22 protein-coding genes are annotated in these 16,547 nt (G+C 71.5%); 14 read left to right on the forward strand and 8 right to left on the reverse strand.

Annotation, left to right across the window (positions count from 1 at the left end):
• From CJZ86_RS16960 to CJZ86_RS06895, 3 genes are all read left to right on the forward strand, one after another.
• A partial coding sequence (locus CJZ86_RS16960) for a hypothetical protein (protein ID WP_198960098.1) occupies nt 1-422 on the forward strand: 422 nt, incomplete at its 5' end.
• A complete protein-coding gene (locus CJZ86_RS06890; protein ID WP_094585215.1) occupies nt 419-928 on the forward strand; it encodes a hypothetical protein in 510 nt (169 codons plus the stop codon). The genes CJZ86_RS16960 and CJZ86_RS06890, both read left to right, overlap by 4 nt.
• Before the next feature lie 65 nt (nt 929-993).
• Entirely contained in the window at nt 994-2,370 is a 1,377-nt protein-coding gene (locus CJZ86_RS06895) for a hypothetical protein (RefSeq protein WP_094585216.1), read from the forward strand.
• Nucleotides 2,371-2,386: 16 nt separating this feature from the next.
• Here CJZ86_RS06895 and CJZ86_RS06900 read toward each other — a convergent pair whose 3' ends face one another.
• Nucleotides 2,387-3,046 (reverse strand): 2OG-Fe(II) oxygenase family protein, encoded by a 660-nt coding sequence (locus CJZ86_RS06900; protein WP_094585217.1) that lies wholly within the window; start codon nt 3,044-3,046, stop codon nt 2,387-2,389.
• Nucleotides 3,047-3,179: 133 nt separating this feature from the next.
• On the opposite strand from CJZ86_RS06900, the gene CJZ86_RS06905 reads away from it, so the two are divergent.
• A complete protein-coding gene (locus CJZ86_RS06905) occupies nt 3,180-4,505 on the forward strand; it encodes a ScyD/ScyE family protein (protein ID WP_094585218.1) in 1,326 nt (441 codons plus the stop codon).
• Here CJZ86_RS06905 and CJZ86_RS06910 read toward each other — a convergent pair.
• Entirely contained in the window at nt 4,420-4,899 is a 480-nt protein-coding gene (locus CJZ86_RS06910) for a protein phosphatase (RefSeq protein ID WP_094585219.1), read from the reverse strand. The genes CJZ86_RS06905 and CJZ86_RS06910 overlap by 86 nt on opposite strands.
• Before the next feature lie 62 nt (nt 4,900-4,961).
• Here CJZ86_RS06910 and CJZ86_RS06915 point away from each other — a divergent pair, with 62 nt between their 5' ends.
• From CJZ86_RS06915 to CJZ86_RS06945, 8 genes are all read left to right on the forward strand, one after another.
• Nucleotides 4,962-5,216, forward strand: coding sequence for a hypothetical protein (locus CJZ86_RS06915; RefSeq protein WP_094585220.1), 255 nt, complete (start codon nt 4,962-4,964; stop codon nt 5,214-5,216).
• Nucleotides 5,217-5,230: 14 nt separating this feature from the next.
• A complete protein-coding gene (locus tag CJZ86_RS06920) occupies nt 5,231-6,100 on the forward strand; it encodes a methyltransferase domain-containing protein (protein WP_094585221.1) in 870 nt (289 codons plus the stop codon).
• A 9-nt stretch (nt 6,101-6,109) separates the two neighbouring features.
• Nucleotides 6,110-7,417 carry an extracellular solute-binding protein gene (locus CJZ86_RS06925; protein WP_094585222.1) on the forward strand — a complete coding sequence of 436 codons (1,308 nt, stop codon included), beginning with the start codon at nt 6,110-6,112 and terminating at the stop codon, nt 7,415-7,417.
• Nucleotides 7,414-8,646 (forward strand): mechanosensitive ion channel family protein, encoded by a 1,233-nt coding sequence (locus tag CJZ86_RS06930; RefSeq protein ID WP_094585223.1) that lies wholly within the window; start codon nt 7,414-7,416, stop codon nt 8,644-8,646. The genes CJZ86_RS06925 and CJZ86_RS06930 overlap by 4 nt, the downstream gene beginning before the upstream one ends.
• Before the next feature lie 68 nt (nt 8,647-8,714).
• Nucleotides 8,715-9,083, forward strand: a complete 369-nt coding sequence (locus tag CJZ86_RS06935) for an AbrB family transcriptional regulator (RefSeq protein WP_015110192.1) — start codon at nt 8,715-8,717, stop codon at nt 9,081-9,083.
• Between the two features lie 236 nt (nt 9,084-9,319).
• Entirely contained in the window at nt 9,320-9,532 is a 213-nt protein-coding gene (locus CJZ86_RS06940; protein ID WP_094585224.1) for a DUF8657 domain-containing function, read from the forward strand.
• Between the two features lie 34 nt (nt 9,533-9,566).
• The gene (locus tag CJZ86_RS17505; RefSeq protein ID WP_286145702.1) at nt 9,567-9,695 is read left to right on the forward strand and encodes a hypothetical protein; all 129 of its coding nucleotides are present in this window, start codon (nt 9,567-9,569) and stop codon (nt 9,693-9,695) included.
• Between the two features lie 75 nt (nt 9,696-9,770).
• The gene (locus tag CJZ86_RS06945; RefSeq protein WP_094585374.1) at nt 9,771-10,607 is read left to right on the forward strand and encodes a metal ABC transporter permease; all 837 of its coding nucleotides are present in this window, start codon (nt 9,771-9,773) and stop codon (nt 10,605-10,607) included.
• Between the two features lie 7 nt (nt 10,608-10,614).
• Here the strand turns inward: CJZ86_RS06945 and CJZ86_RS06950 are convergent, their stop codons facing one another.
• The 4 genes from CJZ86_RS06950 to CJZ86_RS06965 are packed head-to-tail and all read right to left on the reverse strand — an operon-like array spanning nt 10,615 to nt 13,608.
• Nucleotides 10,615-11,313, reverse strand: coding sequence for a cupin domain-containing protein (locus CJZ86_RS06950; RefSeq protein WP_094585225.1), 699 nt, complete (start codon nt 11,311-11,313; stop codon nt 10,615-10,617).
• Between the two features lie 3 nt (nt 11,314-11,316).
• Nucleotides 11,317-12,018 (reverse strand): anti-sigma factor, encoded by a 702-nt coding sequence (locus CJZ86_RS06955; RefSeq protein ID WP_094585226.1) that lies wholly within the window; start codon nt 12,016-12,018, stop codon nt 11,317-11,319.
• Nucleotides 12,015-12,596 (reverse strand): sigma-70 family RNA polymerase sigma factor, encoded by a 582-nt coding sequence (locus tag CJZ86_RS06960; RefSeq protein WP_094585227.1) that lies wholly within the window; start codon nt 12,594-12,596, stop codon nt 12,015-12,017. The genes CJZ86_RS06955 and CJZ86_RS06960 overlap by 4 nt, the downstream gene beginning before the upstream one ends.
• Before the next feature lie 13 nt (nt 12,597-12,609).
• Nucleotides 12,610-13,608: a DMT family transporter gene (locus CJZ86_RS06965; protein WP_094585228.1), complete on the reverse strand. Its 999-nt coding sequence runs from the start codon at nt 13,606-13,608 to the stop codon at nt 12,610-12,612.
• A gap of 103 nt (nt 13,609-13,711) precedes the next feature.
• Here CJZ86_RS06965 and CJZ86_RS06970 point away from each other — a divergent pair, with 103 nt between their 5' ends.
• Both CJZ86_RS06970 and CJZ86_RS06975 read left to right on the forward strand, forming a co-directional pair.
• Complete coding sequence (locus CJZ86_RS06970; RefSeq protein ID WP_094585229.1) at nt 13,712-14,587, forward strand: hypothetical protein; 876 nt, start codon at nt 13,712-13,714, stop codon at nt 14,585-14,587.
• 110 nt (nt 14,588-14,697) lie between these two features.
• On the forward strand, nt 14,698-15,201 hold the full coding sequence (locus CJZ86_RS06975) for a DM13 domain-containing protein (RefSeq protein WP_094585230.1): 504 nt from the start codon (nt 14,698-14,700) through the stop codon (nt 15,199-15,201).
• A gap of 23 nt (nt 15,202-15,224) precedes the next feature.
• On the opposite strand, the gene CJZ86_RS06980 is transcribed toward CJZ86_RS06975, so the two are convergent.
• The gene (locus tag CJZ86_RS06980; protein ID WP_094585231.1) at nt 15,225-15,926 is read right to left on the reverse strand and encodes a molybdopterin-dependent oxidoreductase; all 702 of its coding nucleotides are present in this window, start codon (nt 15,924-15,926) and stop codon (nt 15,225-15,227) included.
• Nucleotides 15,926-16,546: a cytochrome b/b6 domain-containing protein gene (locus CJZ86_RS06985; protein WP_233133896.1), complete on the reverse strand. Its 621-nt coding sequence runs from the start codon at nt 16,544-16,546 to the stop codon at nt 15,926-15,928. The genes CJZ86_RS06980 and CJZ86_RS06985 overlap by 1 nt, the downstream gene beginning before the upstream one ends.
• Nucleotide 16,547 lies beyond the last annotated feature (1 nt).

A 16,547-nucleotide genomic window follows, 5' to 3' on the forward strand; every position in this document is an offset into this window, starting at 1 on the left:
CGCTGCCGCTGGCCCTGGTCGGCTGGGCCGTCGCCCTGGGGGCCCCCCTGCTGCTGGGCCTGCGCCTGCGGGGCCGGCGCGCCTGGCCCCTGGCGGTGGCGATCGGCTGGCTGCTGCCGGGAGCCGCGCTGGCCTGGAGCAGCCACCAGGACGCCGGCGTGTTCACCTATCTGTGGTGGGCGGTCGGCGGGTTGCTGCTGGTGGCCTGGGGCGTGATGGAGGGCCGCTCCGAGCGGGTCAACTTCGGCGCCGCCCTGATCGCCATCGACGTGCTGGCCTTCTACGTCTCCCAGGTGATGGACAGCCTGGGACGCTCCGCCAGCCTGATCGGGCTGGGGGTGCTGTTCCTCGGCGGCGGCTGGGGCCTGGAGCTGCTGCGCCGCCGGCTCGTGGCCCGGGCCATCGCCAGGGGGACCCCATGATCCCCGGGCCGTCGCGCGGCCTGCTGGTGGCCCTGCTGCAGGGGGGCCTGCTGCTGAGCCTGGGGGGCCAGCTGCTGCTGGATCGGGCCACCCGGCCCCGGGGCTGGATGCTGAGCGAGCCGGTGGATCCCTACCTGCCGATCCGGGGGCGCTACGTGAACCTGGCCCTGCTGGTGCCGGCCCCCGAGGTGCCGGCCGGCCAGTCCAGAGCCTGGTCGGGGGAGCGGCTGGTGCTGCGCAGCGAGGCCGCCCGGGTGCGGGCCACCCTGGCCACGGACGCCACCCCCCGCTCCAAGAGCCTTGCGGCGACACCGCAGGGCGAAGGCTGGCGCCTGGGGCCCTCGGTGGCCTACTTCATCCCGCCCGGGGTGGCGGATCCCTCCCGCCGTCCGGCCGGCGAGCGGCTCTGGGTGGAGGTGACGCTGCCGGCGCAGGGTCCGCCCCGGCCGATCCGGCTGGGGGTACGGCGGGGCGACGGGCCGATCACCCCCCTCGAACTGCGCTGAGACTGGCCCTGGGCCAAGGGCTGATGGACACAGTCCGCCCCCGGCAGCCCGCCTAACCTCCGCCGATGGCCACCGCCCCGCCCCTGGAATTCCTGCCGCCCCGCCTGGATGGCCGGGTGCTGGCGCTCGGCCGGCTGGTGCTGCCGCTCTGGCTGCGCTGGCGCTGCCGGATTGCGGCGGTGGAGGTGGAGGGCATGGCCACGCTCGTGGAGGCGATGCGCTCCTTCCAGGCCGGGGAGAGCCGGCTGCTGATCGCCTTCCGGCACCCGAGCCTCGACGATCCCCTGAGCATGGCCCGGCTGCTGTGGGTGGAGCTGGCCGAAGCAGGCCGGCGGCAGGGCCTGCGCTTTGATCCGGCGCCCACCGGCCAGTTCCTGTTCGATCGCGGCATCCCCCTCTGGGCCGGGCCGGCGATGGGGTGGATCTTCACCCACCTGGGCGGCGCCTCGATCCAGCGCAGCAAGCTCGATCTGCCCGCCCTGCGCACGGCCCGGAAGCTGCTGCTGGAGGGGCCCCATCCCTTCGCCCTGGCGCCGGAGGGGGCCACCAACGGCCACAACGAACGCCTCAGCCCCCTGGAGCCCGGCACCGCCCAGCTCGCCTTCTGGACGGCGGCCGACCTGGCGGAGGCCGGTCGCCACGAGCGGATGGACCTGCTGCCGATCGGCCTGCAGTACAGCTTCATCGAGCCGGTCTGGGAGGCGATCGAGGCGCTGCTCTGCCGCCTGGAGGAAGGGGCCGGCCTGAGCCCCGATCCCGGCCACGACCTCGACCCGTCCCGGTTGCACGGGCGGCTGGTGCGCCTCGGGGAGCGGATGCTCGAGCAGATGGAGGCCTTCTACCGCGACAAGGTGCACCTGGCCCTGCCCGAGGCGTGCGCGACCGCCGCGGACACCGCAGAGCCGGAGCCCGCCTTCGGGCCCCGGCTGCAGCGGCTGATGGATCTGGCCCTGCGGCGGGTGGAGCAGTCCTTCGGCATGGGGCCCAGCGGCAGCCTCACGGACCGCTGCCGGCGTCTGGAGCAGGCCGGCTGGGACCGGCTCTACCCGGCCCGGCCCCCCGGCGGCGAGCCCCCCAGTCCCCTGGCCCAGGCCCTGGCCGACCGGCTGGCGGAGGAAACGGCGGCCCAGCTGTGGCACATGCGCGTGGTGGAGTCCTTCGTCGCGGTGAGCGGGAGCTACGTGCGGGAGCGGCCGAGCCAGGAGCGCTTCGCCGACACCCTGCTGCTCCTCTGGGACACCCAGTGCCGGATCCAGGGCCACACCGCCAACCAGCGCCCCCGGCTGGGGCGGCGGCGAGTGCGGATCAGCATCGACCGGCCGATCGTGGTGGACGGGCGCCTCGCCGACTACCGCCGGGATCGGCGACAGGCGGTGCAGGCGCTCACCGAGGAACTGGAGCTCCGGCTGGAGCGGCTGATCGTGCCGTCGCCCCTGGACTGACCAAAGGACCGGGGCCTCAGCCGGCGGCGAGCCGCGCCACGTAGGCGTCCAGGGTGCCGGCATTGATCCAGCCGGTGGCGATGGTCTTGCTGTGGGTCTGGCTGACGCGGCCCCGGTGCACATGGGAGAGGCCGGCGGGGAAGATCGCCAGCTTGCCCTTGACGGCCTCCTCGTGGTGGTCCTGCCAGTGGAATTCGGTGCCGGCGTCGGGGACCGTGTTGAGGTAGAGGATCCAGGCCAGCACCCGGCGGATCGGCTCGGTGGCCTCATCGCTGGTGTTCCAGTCGCAGTGCCAGCTGTAGAACCCCTCCCCCGGCGCGTAGCGCTGCAGGTTGAAGATCGGGTTGACGAACAGGGAGCGCTCCGGGCAGCAGGTGAGGAACAGGGGCCGCTCGGCCAGGTAGCGCTTCAGGCCGGCGGAGACGCCGCGCATGATCACGTCCGCCAGGCCCTGGGCCTCGGGGTCGGAGCGGTCGATCCACACCAGGCTGATGTCGGTGGAGATCTTGCCGGGATCCGCCGCCCCCACCGCACCGGGATCGCCGTCGCCCGCCTCGGCGCCGAAGGAGAAGGCGACCCCGCGCCGCTGCAGGTCGGCGCGGCGGTCGAAGAAGGCCATCGCCGCATCGGCCAGGGCCACATAGCCGGGATCCTCGAAGCTGCCGATCAGCCGCATCCGCGCCCAGATCCTCTCGGACATGGAACCTAGAACGCAGGCCCGACGTCCACCGGGGGTGTCCTCGGCGTCTTGACGGGGCCCGCAGGATCGGCAGAGTGCCGCCTGTCGCCTCCCCCGGACCGTCTTGCCGATGACGCCGTCGCCGCTGCACCCCGCCTCCCGCCAACGTCCGCTCCGGCCTGGCCATGGGCTGCTTGGCCTGGCCCTGGGGGCCTGGGCCGTCGCCGGCCTGCTGGCCGCAGGCGCCCCCGCCGACGCCGCTCCGTACCGGGTCCGGACCCTGGCGACGGGGCTGGAGAATCCGCGCGGGCTGACGATCGCGCCGAACGGCAACCTCGTGCTCAGTGAAGCGGGCCGGGGCGGCAGCGGCCCCTGTCTCGTCGCCGGCAGCGGCGCCACCCTCTGCTTCGGCACCACCGGGGCCGTCGGTCTGTTCGACCGCACCACCAACGTCTATTCCCGGGCCCTCTCCAACCTGCCCTCCCTGGCGAACCAGTCCTCCCCACTGTTCCCGGAGGGAACGGGCCTGGCGGACCTCGCCTTCAACGGCTCCGGCCAGCTCTTCGGCGTCTTCGGCTTCGGCGCCAACCCCACCCTGATCCCCGGCGCGGGCAGCTCCCTCTTCGGCCAGACGGTCGCCATCGACCTGACCGCCGGCAGCCTGACGCCCCTGGCCGACATCGCCGGTTTCGAAGCGACCCAGAACCCCGACGGCAAGGATCTCAACAGCAATCCCTTCGCCCTGGTGGTGCGCGGGGACGACACGTACGTCACCGATTCCGGCGGCAACAGCCTGGTGAAGGCCGACGGCGCCAACCAGGTCTCGCTGGTGAACGTGTTCCCGGAGGAGCTCGTCACCACCCCGCCGCTGCCCTTCCCCTTCCCGTTTCCGGAAGTCCCGGCCCAGGCCGTGCCCACCGGCATGACCATCGGCCCCGACGGGGCGCTGTACATCGCCCAGCTCTCCGGCTTTCCCTTCGCCCCCGGGACCGCCGATGTGTTCCGCTACGACTTCACCAATCCAGTGACGAAGTTCGCCGGCGGCTTCAGCAACCTGATCGACATCGCCGCCGGGCCGGATGATGCGCTCTACCTGCTCCAGTACAGCGATGACTTCTGGGGCCCCCCGTCGGGCAGCATCCTGAGGCTGGGCCTCGATGGCAGCGTCCGCACGATCTTCGACGACCTGGTCAGCCCCACGGGCCTGGCCGTCGGCCGCGACGGCACGATCTACGTGGCCAACGATGGCGACGGGGTGAACGGCCAGCTGCTCGCCCTCACCCCGTCGCCGGTGCCCGGCCCCCTGCCCCTGCTCGGCGTCGGCGTCGCCTTCGCCCAGGCCCGGCGCCTGCGGCGCCGCTGCGCCGGCCTCAGCCCTGCCCGTTCCGCCAGGGCGCGGCGACCAGCGCCTCCAGCGACTGCCAGCGCCCTCGATCGGGCGACACCAGCGGGCTGAGGCCCACCGCCTCGAGGGCGGCGGCCACCCGCTCGGGGGCGATGGTCTCCGGGGTGCCGGTCGCGGGCCCGGGCTCCAGGGGCAGCACCAGCACCTGCTGCTCGGCCGGATCGGCCATCACCCGCAGGTTGAGGTCGGGGAGTTCCCGCTCGAAGAACAGCCGCCGCATGCGGGCCGTGAGGGCCGGACCCAGGGCCGCCGCGAAGGCCTCCAGGGCCCGGGTATCGCCGGAACAGCCGCAGCTGAGGGCCAGCCAGATGAGCAGCTTGGCCCAGCTCTCCGCCGTCCACAGGGGCGGGAAGCTCTGCCGATGCTGGCGCACCAGCTCGGCAATGGCGAAGTCGAACAGGGTGCCCTGCAGGGAGGCCACCGATGGCAGGGGTTCCTGATCCATCCAGCCATCCTGACGGCCAAGCGGCAAACTGCAGGGGCAACGACCGTCCGTGGAGACGCCCGATGGCCCTCGATCTGAACGATCCTGAGCTCGAGTTCGCCGATCTCGTCACCGCCTACCAGAGCTGGGTGATGGCCGTGATCAACGACGAGAAGCTGGGGGGCGACAAACTCCTCACCGACGACATCGCCGACGACGCCCTGAACGCGATGCGCTTCCTGCCGGACGTGGTGACCAGCGCCATCGAGACCACCCTGGCCCGTGTCTACGACGTGGACCCCGACGAGCTCGCCGAACTGCTCTACCCCGAGGACTGAGCGGCGCCCGGCCGATGACCCCAGGCGACACCCCAGCGGGCAGCTACGTCCTGGGGACGGAACCGGAGGAGCAGGAGCGGCTGCGGCTGCAGCATGAGCTCTGGCGACCGGCCGCCACTGCGGCCTGGGAGCGGGCCGGCCTGGGGCCAGGCCAGCGGGTGCTCGATCTCGGGGCGGGGCCCGGCTTCTGCGCCCTGGATCTGGCCCGCATCGTCGGCCCCGGCGGCCAGGTTCTGGCCCTCGAGCGCAGTGGGGCCTACGTCGCGGCGGCCCGGGCGGCGGCGGCACAGGCGGGCTTCCACCAGCTGGAGGTGCGGGCCGTCGACCTGGGGGGGCCTGCCGCCCCGGCCCCCCTGGGCAACAGCGCTCCCGGGATCGGCACGGGGGGCTTTGATCTGGCCTGGTGCCGCTGGCTGGCCATGTTCCTGCCCCGGCTCGAGCCGCTGCTGGATCTGGTGGCCACCAGCCTGCGGCCCGGCGGCGTCCTGGTGGCCCATGAATACGTCCACTGGAACACCTTCGGCCTCCATCCCGATGGCGCCGCGATCGCCCGCTTCCGCGACGCCGCCATCGCCAGCTTCCGCGGCGCCGGCGGCGATCCCGATGTCAACCGGCGCCTGCCCAGCCTGCTGGCGGCCCGGGATTTCGGGATCGAGGAACTGCTGCCCCTGCCGGTGCTGGGTCGGGGCGGTGACCCCTGGGCCCGCTGGCTGGAGCGCTTCGTCACCCTCTACGGGAACGAGCTGATCCGCCAGGGGCTCTGGTCGGCCGAGGAGGCCGCCGCTGCGGCCGCGGCCATGGCCAGGGCGCGCCTGGATCCAGGGGCCTACTGGGTCGGCCCCACCGTGCTGGCCCTGCGGGCCCGCCGCGGGCAACACCCCTAACCTCCCCATGTGATCCCCCTCCTCCGCCGCTCCCCCACCCCGCCCGGCCAGGGCCGACGCCAGGCCCGGATCACCCGGCTCGCCGTGGGGCTCGCCATCCCGTTGCTGGCCTCCCTGGGGGGCTGCCAGGGGCAGCGGCTGCAGCCGATCCTGCGCCCCCTCGAGGGCACCCTCTACATCGCGGTTGGGGTCAGTCAGGAGGCCCTGGACACCGAACTGCAGAAGGAAGTCCGTGAACGCACGGCCCTGCTTCAGGCCTCGTTCCGCACCCTGCAGCCGCGGGTCAGGCTCCAGGTGGAAACCTTCACCGAGGAACGGCTGCGCAATGAACTCCTCGTCCGCAACCGGACCGGCCTGAGCCCCGACCTGCTCCTTGTGAACGAGTCCACGGCCCAGGAACTGGCCCGGGAACGGCTCATCAGCACCGTGTCCTTGCCGGCCGCGGTGCTGGATCAGCTGGATGCGGGTTCGGTGGTACGGGTCCGGCGCAGGGACGGCACCCTGACGGGCATCCCCCTGGAGCTGCAGCCCCTTGTGGCCTGCTTCGATCGGCGCCGCGTCAGCCGCAGCCCCGCCACCCTCAGCGAGCTGCTGGCCTTCAGTGCCAAGGGGATGGAGGTGGGGCTGTCTCTCGATGCGGTGAGCCTGGCCTGGACCCTGGGCCCGCTTGGGGCGATCGACGCCGTCAGCGACCTGCTGGCCGGGAAACCGGTGACCCCGGCGATGCGGACCAGCCTGGATGGCTGGCTGCAGTGGTTGCGCGAGGCCGACCTGCAACAGCACGTCACCGTTTACCCCACCGAGACGGAACTGCTGAAGGAGCTGATGGTGGGGACCCTCGACTGGATTCCCTGCCGCAGCATCAACATCACCCGGCTCCGGTCGCGCCTGGGCACGAACCTGGGCGTGTCCCCCCTGCCCTCCGGCCCCTTCGGCACCGCCAGCCCGATCACCCGGGAGCGGGTGCTCGCCTTCGGGGTCAACTCCAGTCCGGGCCAGCGCCAGCTGGCCCTGGCCCTGGCCCGGTTCGCCATCAGTCCGCTGCACCAGCGAGACATGGTCCTTCGCAACCAGTACGTGCTGCCGGTGAACCGGAAGGTGGCTCCGCCGGTGAGCAGTTCCTCCGTGGTGGCCGCCATGGTGGAGGGCCGAAAGCAGTCGATCAAGAGCTCGACGCTCCGCCTGGAGGGGAAGACCAGCAAGAGCCAGAGGGACGCCTGGCAGGCGCTGCTCACCCGTTTCCTCTTTGATGACCTGAGCCAGCAGGACGCCCTCAAGGGCCTGATCGACCTGCTGGGTGGCGAGAGGTCCCGATGAACATGCTGCTGCTGGAGATCCTCGGCTGGTTCGGCTACCTGCAACGCATGGAGGTGCGTGTCCAGCTGATCCTGTTGCTGCTCGTGTTCCTCGGCCAGGGGCTGCTGGGCCCGCGGCTGGCCCCGCGGTTTCCCCCGGCAGGGCGGCCGAAGCTGGTGATCCCCACGCTGCTGGGCCTGCTGTCGCTGGCCCTGGGGCTGGGCGGGCAGCCCTTCGGCCTGGTGCTGCTGGGGCTGCTCCTGTACCTCGGCTGGCTGGGGCTGGGCGGGGTGCGACTGCTCCTGGGCCGCTTCATCCAGCCCCAGCCGATGCAGTTGCTGGAGACGCGCCTGATCCGCCCGGCGTACCTGCTGGTCGCCGCTTTGCTGGTGATCCGGGTGTTCGACAACCCCCAGGATCTGGCCCTGATCCCCATCGGCGAATGGTTCGGCTCAGAAGTGACCGTGGGCAGCTTTTTGCTGGCGGTGGTGATCCTGTACGTGCTGGCCATGGGCACCGGGCCGCCGGCCCAGGGTGTGGCCTGGCTGGTGCAGCGCAGCGTGGGCATCAGCAACGGCAGCCGCCGGGCCCTGGCCCTGATGATCCGCTATGCGGCGGTGGCCGTTGGCATCGTCTGGGCCCTCGATCACGTGGGCTTCAACCGCACCGCGATCCTGGCGGTGGCCGGCGGTCTTTCGGTGGGCCTGGGTTTTGGCATCAAGGAAGTCTTCTCGAACTTCGTCAGCGGCCTCTGGCTGTTGTTCGAGGGGTCGGTGCGGCCTGGGGAGGTGCTGTTCATCGACGGTGATCCCTGTGAAGTGCGCAGCCTCGGCCTGCGGGCCGCCGTGCTCTGGCGCGACCGGGATAACGCCGAACTGGTGATCCCGAATCAGACCTTCTTCACCAGCACCACCGTCACCTACACGGGCACCGACACCCTGCGGCGCAGCCAGGTGCTGGTCAGTGCGGCCTACCACCACGATCCCGACGACGTGATCGCCCTGCTGGAAGCCACGGCCCGCGGCCAGAGCCGGATTCTGGCCACCCCGGCGCCGAAGGGCCTGCTGCTGCGTTATGGCGATTCCTCCATCGACTACGCCCTGCGTTTCTGGATCGCCAACCCGATGGATAACGTCTCCATCTGCAGCGAAGTCCAGGCCGCCATCTGGCGGGTCTTCCGGGACCGGCAGATCGAGATCCCCTTCCCCCAGCAGGTGCAGTACCAGGTGGAGGGTCCACCCAAAAGCTGAACCTGGCTCCCCTGGCGATCGCAGGCCCGAGTTGTAGAATTTCGCCCAATACCAACCGCCATTGCATCATGCTCAAAGGTGCCGATCTGCTCGCCAAGGTGAAAGAGCTGGGCGATGCCTCGAAGTCCGATCTGGTGCGCAGCTGCGGCTACGTGAGCACCAAGAAGGACGGCAACGAGCGCCTGAACTTCACGGCCTTCTACGAAGCGCTTCTCGATGCCAAGGGGATCAACCTCGGCGACGGCGTCGGCAAGGCGGCCACCAAGGCCGGCCGCAAGCTCGGCTATACCGCCAAGGTCCAGTTCAACGGCAACCTGCTGGTGGGCAAGGCCTACACCGCGATGCTGGGCCTCGAGCCGGGCGATGAATTCGAGATCAAGCTCGGTCGCAAGGCGATCCGGCTGGTGCCCGTGGGCGGCTCCGACGACGACGAGTGAAGCTTTGTACGGCGTACCGCTGTCGCCGTCGCTTCCGATCTAAACCAAAGGTGCGGGGCCGGGGAGATTGATCAACTCCCCAACGCCTTCGCAAAGTAGCCCCCCTCGGGTCATGCTCGAGGGGGGCTACGTGTGTTCGGGGTCCGGGCCCTGTGCTTTGGAATGCACACGACGGGGCGAATCGTCAACCAATCCGCAACCTTCTGTTACGTTGAAGGCCGCTGCGTGGTCCATCCATGCCTCACCCCCCATCCCATCCGGCAGCAGCCCTGCACCCCGGCAGCTTCGTGGCGCTGGGCAGCCGCCAGGGCGGCACCTACCAGGTGATCAGCATCGACGAGGAAACCGACAGCTGCTGGGTGCGGCGCTGGCCCCTCACCCGCCACGGATCCCCCGCCTTCTCGGCCGCCCTGCCCGATCTGCGTCCCCTGCACCGCCCCTCCCACTGAGCCCTTTCCCCTTGCCCTGCACCGGAGTACAGCCATGATCCCGATGGGTTTCGTCATCACCTCACGGCTGTTCTGCCGCGCCGGTCGCCTGGCCCTGCTGGCGGCCTCCCTGGCCCTGGTCGCGGAGGCCCTGGACCTGGCGCTGGCCCACACACTCTCCTGAGGTTGCACACGAGCGCCCTGGGTACCCTGAGCCGATGGCAGCGACGGACCGGGGACAGCACCCATGACCGAGGGCATGGCAGGGGCATCGACCCTGGTGGAGCTGCTCCAGCTCCCCTTCATGCAGCGGGCCCTGCTGGGCGGTCTTCTCAGCGGCGCTCTCGGCGGCGTGCTGGGCAGCTTCGCCGTGCTGCGCCAGCTCTCCTTCTTCAGTGACGCCCTGGGCCATTCGGCCCTGCTCGGCATCACCCTGGGCCTGCTGCTGGGCATCGATCCCACCCTGGTGCTGATCCCCTTCGCGGTGCTGTTCGCCCTGATGACGAACCAGCTGGTGCAACGCAGCAAGCTGCCGGCCGATGCCCTGCTGAACATCGTCTATTCCTCTTCGCTCGCCATGGCCGTGGTGGCCCTGAGCCTGCTGCACGTCTACAAGGGCGGCATCCAGCAGCTCCTGTTCGGCGACATCCTGGGGGTCACCTGGCTCGACCTGGCCCTGATCGGGGCCCTGCTCGTCGTCACCACCGGCTACCTCACCCTCACCCGGCGCGACCAGGTGCTGCTCACCCTCGACGAACCCCTCGCCCGCTCCCGAGGGGTGGCCGTCTCCCTGCACCGGTTGCTGTTCCTGGTCCTGCTGGCCGTGGTGGTGGCCATCTCCGTCAAGGCGGTGGGGGTGCTGCTGATCAGCGCCTTCGTGGTCATCCCCGCCTGTGCCTCGCGGCTGGTCAGTCGGCGCTTCGGCACCTATGTGGCCCTCTCCGCCGGACTCGGGGCCGCCGGCGCCGTGCTCGGCCTGCTGCTGTCGGCCGCCTTTGCGCTGCCCTCCGGCCCCTGCGTCGTGATCGCCCAGCTGGTGGCCTTCCTGGTCGCCCTGGCGGTGGCACCGCTGCGGGGCCGGGCGGCGACCTCCTGAACCGCGATCAGCCGGGCGGGGAGGCCGTCCCCGGGTCAAGGTGGCCGGTCTTGACCCAGATCAGGCAACCGCCCCCGCTGAAGGGCGCATGGCGACTGCCGGCCGGATTGCGCAGCCAGGTCCCGGCCGGGTAGGCCCCCTGCTCGTCCTCGAACACCCCCTCGAGCACGAAGATCTCCTCGCCCCCCGGGTGGGCGTGGAGGGGGAAGCGAGTTCCGGGCTCCCAGCGCACCAGGGCCACGTGCTCCAGGCCGAAGCCATGCAGGGGCAGGACGCTCAGGCCGGGCACCAGGCCGGGCACGAAGGTGGAGGAGCCGGTGTCGATCACGACCCGCGTCTGGTCGGCCGGATCCATCTGGCGGAGCTTCACCAGGATGGTGCAGCCGGCCGCACTGAAAGGGGCATGGGCGGAGCCGACCGGGTTACGCACGTAGGTGCCGGGGCCGTAGTCGCCCTGCTCATCCGAGAAGACCCCCTCGAGCACGAGAAACTCCTCGCCGCCGTCGTGCCCATGGGGGGAGAAACGGCTGCCGGGGGCGTAGCGGACAACCGAGGTGGCCCGGGCGACCTCCCCGCCGTCGCGCTCCAGCGGGCGCCGCTCCACCCCGGCCAGGGGTGAGGGATACCAGGGCAGGGAGCCGCTGTCGACGACCACCCGCAGGGCCGGATCGGCATGGAGCTGGGTGGGGAGGGGGGCGGGGGCCATCGTTCAGAGGGAGCTGGTGAGCAGCATCGGGCCCCTGGGCGCCGGGCCGTTGGGGTCGCCTTCAACGCTGACGCTGACGGCGCTGGCTTGGCTGGTGGGGGAGAGGGGGATGGGCATGGCCACCTGGCCGCTGGCGTTGGGCACAAAGTGGACGCAACCGACGGTCTTTCCCCCCACGGTGGCCCAGAGGCGGTAGGTGCGCTGCGGCGGCAGGGGGGGGAGGTGGCTGAGGGTCAGCAGGTTGTGGGTGCGGTTGCCGGTGACCAGCACCTCACCGGCCGCCTTCTGGCCGGGCTGCACGGCCTGCAGCGGCAGCAGGCGGGGATCGGCGAGCGGTGCCGGCGCCAACTGCCGCTGCAGACCCGCCAGCTGCTGGCGGGTCTGGTGCAGCTCGCCGGCCAGCACCAGCAGGCCGGCCGCCAGCAGGGAGGGCACCAGCCAGAGGCGCCAGGGCCCCGGCCGGGAGCTGGGCTGCAGGAGGCGCCGGCGCAGGGCGGGCGGTGGCACCGCCGTGGCCGGCAGTGCCAGGGGCAGCAGTTCCAGGGTGGTGCTGAACTCCTCGAGCCGCTGGCGCAGCTCGGGCCGCTCCCGCAGGAGCAGGGCCAGCTGCTCCCGCTCGGCCTCCTCGAGGTCCCCCAGGGCATGGCCGGCGAGCAGGGCGTCGATGCCGGCGGCATCGGGGGTGGGGATGGCGTCGGGAGTCATGGCTGGGCGGGCGAATCGTGGAGGAGGGCGCGCAGGCGGATCAGGCCCTGGCGGGCGCGGGTCTTGACGGTGCCGAGGGGCAACTCCAGCAGCGCTCCGATCGCCGACTGGCTGAGTCCTTCGTAGTAGGCCATCTCCAGCACCTGGCGCTGGTTGGCGGGGATCGCCGCCAGGGCCCCCCGGACCCTGTCGGCCAGATCCTCGGACTCGGCACGGTCGTGGGGCGTGGGCACGGCCGCAGGGAACAGGTGCTCCGACCAGCGTTGCACCAGCTGCCAGCGGTTGGCGCGCTGGTTGAGGCGGTTGATGGCCATCGAGCGGGTCAACAGCAGCAGGTAGGCCAGCACCGGACCCCGAGCGGGGTCGTAGCGCCCCTGCTGCCAGTAGCGCAGGAAGACGTCATGGGTGAGGTCTTCGGCCTCCTGGCTCGAGCGGCACAGCCGCAGGGCCAGGCGGTACACCGGACCGCTGCAGCTGTCGTAGAGCGCGCCCAGATCGCCGGCCTCGCCAGGGGCCCCCGAAAGGGAGCCCCGCAGCGGCGGCCGTCTGGGGGGGGCTTCGGCGTCGGAGGGGTTCACGACCGGGGGGTGTTCAGCGGGAGTGCCGTTCTTCGGATACCGGCGAAGGCTGCGATCGGATGGGGCCCGGCCGGCGGCTGACGAACACGCCGGCCAGCACCAGGGCCGCACCGGCCAGCACGGGGATGCCCAACGGTTCCCCCAGCAGCAGGGCGGCACTGAGGACCGCCACCACCAGGGCCAGCGAGCTCCAGAGGGAGACGACGGCCACGCTGCAGCGGCGGTAGGCCTGGCGCAGGGCCAGCTCCCGACCCAGGGAGAGGGTGACGGCATAGACGCCGATCACCCCCACCACCCACCAGAGCCGCAGCAGGAGGAAATGCTGCGGTCCGAACAGCACCAGGGCGATGGCGCCGAAGACCAGGGCGCTCAGCAGGGTGGGCACCCCCACACTCACGGCCGCCGGCCAGCGGCGGGCGGCGATGGCGCGACCGCTGACGGCCGAGCCGGCGAAGGCCAGCACCCCCACCAGGGCCCAGGCGATGCCGGCGGCGTCATCCATCCGGCCGCTGCCCATGGCCGTGGCCGCCTGGGGCACGACCAGCCCGGCAGCGATCAGCACCAGGCTGAGCCGGAAGCCGGCGGGGAGCGCCTCCCCGAGCAGCCAGCGCGCCAGCAGGGCGGAGACGGGCAGCACCAGGGCGAACAGCAGGGTCTGGCTGATCACCGACAGGGATTCCAGGGCGAGGTAGTAGGCCACAGGCCCGAGAAACAGGCCCAGGCCCCCGTGCAGGGCGAGCAGGCGCCGATCGGCCGGCCCCAGCTGCGCCAGGTCGTTGCCCAGGCTGCGCCGTCCGGGGATCAGGGCCGCCAGACCTACCGTGAGCTGGGCCAGGAAGAAGACATTGCAGAAGCTGATCGGGTTCTCACCATCCACCGGATGGGCCATCCCGTGGTCCTGCAGGCCCTTGAGCACGGTGGCATCCAGCCCCCGCAGCAGCACGTAGAGCAGCAGCGGCAGCAGGCCCGGGATCGGCCGCGGTCGCCCGTCCGATGGATCTGGGAGCCTCATCGGCTCAGGATGGCGCCCTCCAGGCCACCAGGGAACAGCCGGAGAGCGGCCCGGAGCGCTGGGCCGGGACCCCTACTGTTCCTGCGTCGGGCTCCGGGTCCTCGTGCGCCTCTCCACCGTCCTCAACCAGCTGTCGCGGCCAGCACGCCGCACCCTGGATCACCAGCGCAGCCCCTGGACCAGCCTCTGGCGCCAGCCGGTGTCGATGGCGATGCGGATGCCATGGCCGGTGTTCTTCCTGGCGATGACGCTCATCTACCTGGCGGAGGTGCTGATCTTCGCCCTGGCGTTCCAGCTGGATGCCGGCCATGTGGAGGCGGAGGGGGCGATGGGGCTGCCCGCCAGCGGCATCTTCGCCCTGCAGAACATGTTCAGCGCCAGCTTCCAGTCGGCCAGGGTGAACTCGCCCTACACCCTGGGCCTGGCGGCGGGCCAGCGGATCATCGGCATCCTGACCACCGCCATGGTCACAGGTCTGTTCTTCCTGCGCTTCACCCAGGTGGATTCCCCGCTGCGGTTCAGCCGCCAGCTGTGCCTGAGCTGCTGGCCCGGTGGTCACCTCAGCTGCCGCTTCGTCACCACCGACCCCAGCTACTGGCTGAAGGTGTCGTACACGATGGCCCTGTTCGTGGATGAGGAGATCGAACCGGGGCTGTGGCAACGCCGGGTGCACCCGCTGCCGTTGCTGAACCCGTCCACGCCCCAGCTGCATGTGACGGCGGTGCTGACCCACCCGCTCACCCCGGAGAGTCCCCTGGTCCAGCTGGGTCTCGACGCCATCGCCCGGGCCAGCGGTGCCCTGATGGTGCTGGTGGAGGGTTCCGACGAGGTGACGGGATCGTCCCTGCTCCAGGTCCACCACTACCGCCTCGAGGACATTCTCCAGGGCCGGACCTTTGCCGATCTGGTGTCCGTCGACGGCCGGGGGCGTCGCCAGGTGAATCTCGACGCCCTCCACCACACCGTGCCGATCACCTGAACCGGCACCGGATCGAATCCGGAGCGGCCGCCCATGGGTATCTGCTGGTGAGCGCGGGTTCTGGCGTCGCAACGCCTGGCCTGTCCCTCGCCCCTCACACCCCATTCGCCATGACCCGCTCCCCCCGCACCGTCCTCACCGGCGCCCTCACCCTGGTGGCGGCGGCGGCCTTCTCCGGCACCGTCCTCCCCGCCCGCAGCCTCGGCCTCCCCGCCGTCGAGCCGATCACCCCCGCCCTGGCTTCCCTGGCCCAGGCCATGGCGAAGGCCAGCGGCAGCTTCCGCAAGGCGGAGGCTCCCGTCAGCGGCGGCTTCTCGATCAGCGAGCAGGGCGGCAAGACGGTGCTCACCCTCAGCGGCGACTTCAAGACCAACGCCATGGCCCCGGATCTGTGGGTGGCCTTCAGCCCCTCCGCCACGCCCCTGGCGATGAGCAAGGCCCCCGCCTTCCCCCTCAAGCCCGGCAGCTACACGCTGCTGTCGAAGCTGAAATCCAGCAAGGGGGGCCAGAGCTACGTGATCCCCGCCTCGATCGACCTCAAGGCCCAGAAATCGGTGCTGATCTGGTGCCAGAAGTTCAACGCCACCATGGCCTGGGCGCCCCTCAAGCCCTGAGCGTCAGGCCCCTCAGCGTCCACTCAGAGTCCGGCGAACCACTCGTAGCCCCTGTCCTCCCAGGTGCCGAGACGGTCGCCGAGGCTCGTCATCAGCTCCAGGCCGGTGACCCACTTGCTCTGCTTGTAGCCGAGCTTGATGGGGCTCGCCAGCCGCACGGGGGCGCCGTTGGCCACGGGCAGCGGCGCCCCGTTCATGTGGGTGGCGAGCAGGGTCTGGGGGTGCAGGGCGGAGGCCAGATCCCAGGTCTCGAAGTACTGGTCGGCGGAACGGATCGCCAGATAGGCCCCGAGGGGAGACGGGCCCGCCAGGGCCAGCACATCGGCCAGCCGCGGGCCCGACCAGGCGACGATCGCCGCCCAGCCCTCCACGCAGACGTGGCGGACGACGCACTCCCGCTGGGGCAGGGCGGCCAGGGCGGCCAGATCAAGGCGCAGGGGGCGGCGCACCGCCCCGTTGACCACGAGCCGGTAGCTCTCGGGCGGGAGGTTGGGCGTGCCGTTGAAGCTGTTGACCAGCAGGGCGGCCGGCTCCACCTGGCTGCGCCGGAATTCGGGCAGCGGCCCCTTCCCCTGCAGCAGGGCCTCGATCCGCTCGTTCAGCGGCTGGGTGGCGGCGCCCACCGCGTTGCTCCAGCGGTTGAGGCCACAGCCGCCGAGCAGCAGGGAGGAGCCGCCGGAGACCAGCAGGCCGAGGGCACGGCGGCGGCCGGGGTCGCTGCCCATCACAGGGCCATGCGCCGCAGCAGCCGCAGGCCGCCCACCCGCCAGGAGAGCCCCACGTGGGCCACCAGCAGCAGGGCGATGGCGGGGATGGTGGCCAGGTGACAGACCCGCAGCGTCTGCCAGCTGGAGTGGCCGGCCGGCTCGGCGAAGGCGAACAGGGACACCAGCCACCACAACTGGGCCGGCTTGTACATGGCCAGGCCCGTGATCAGGCTGAAGGCCAGCACGACCAGCATCAGGGTGTAGGTGATCCGGTGGCTGGCCAGGCGGCGCCGGGGGGGACTGGCGCTGCGGCGCAGGGTGCCCAGATCGCCGCCGTCGGCCAGGCGCCGGTGGCGGCGCTGCAGCAGCAGGCCGATCCAGAGCCCCAGGTTGGCGGCATACAGACCCATGACGCCGAAGTGCCAGTCGCGGCCGCCGGCCAGCCAGCCGCCGAGGGTGAGCCACTCGGGCACGGTCGCCCCCGCCCGGCCGCCGAAGACCGGATTGGCGTTGTAGATCTCCAGGCCGCTGCCGGCCATCAGCAGCAGCACCAGCAGGTTGAAACCGTGGAAGGCCCTCGTCCACAGGGGGTGGGCGCCCGGGCGAGCGGAGCCGGAGGCGTCAGAGAGCGTGATCACC

This window comes from Synechococcus sp. BO 8801, from assembly GCF_002252675.1.
Taxonomy (GTDB): Bacteria; Cyanobacteriota; Cyanobacteriia; order PCC-6307; family Cyanobiaceae; genus Cyanobium.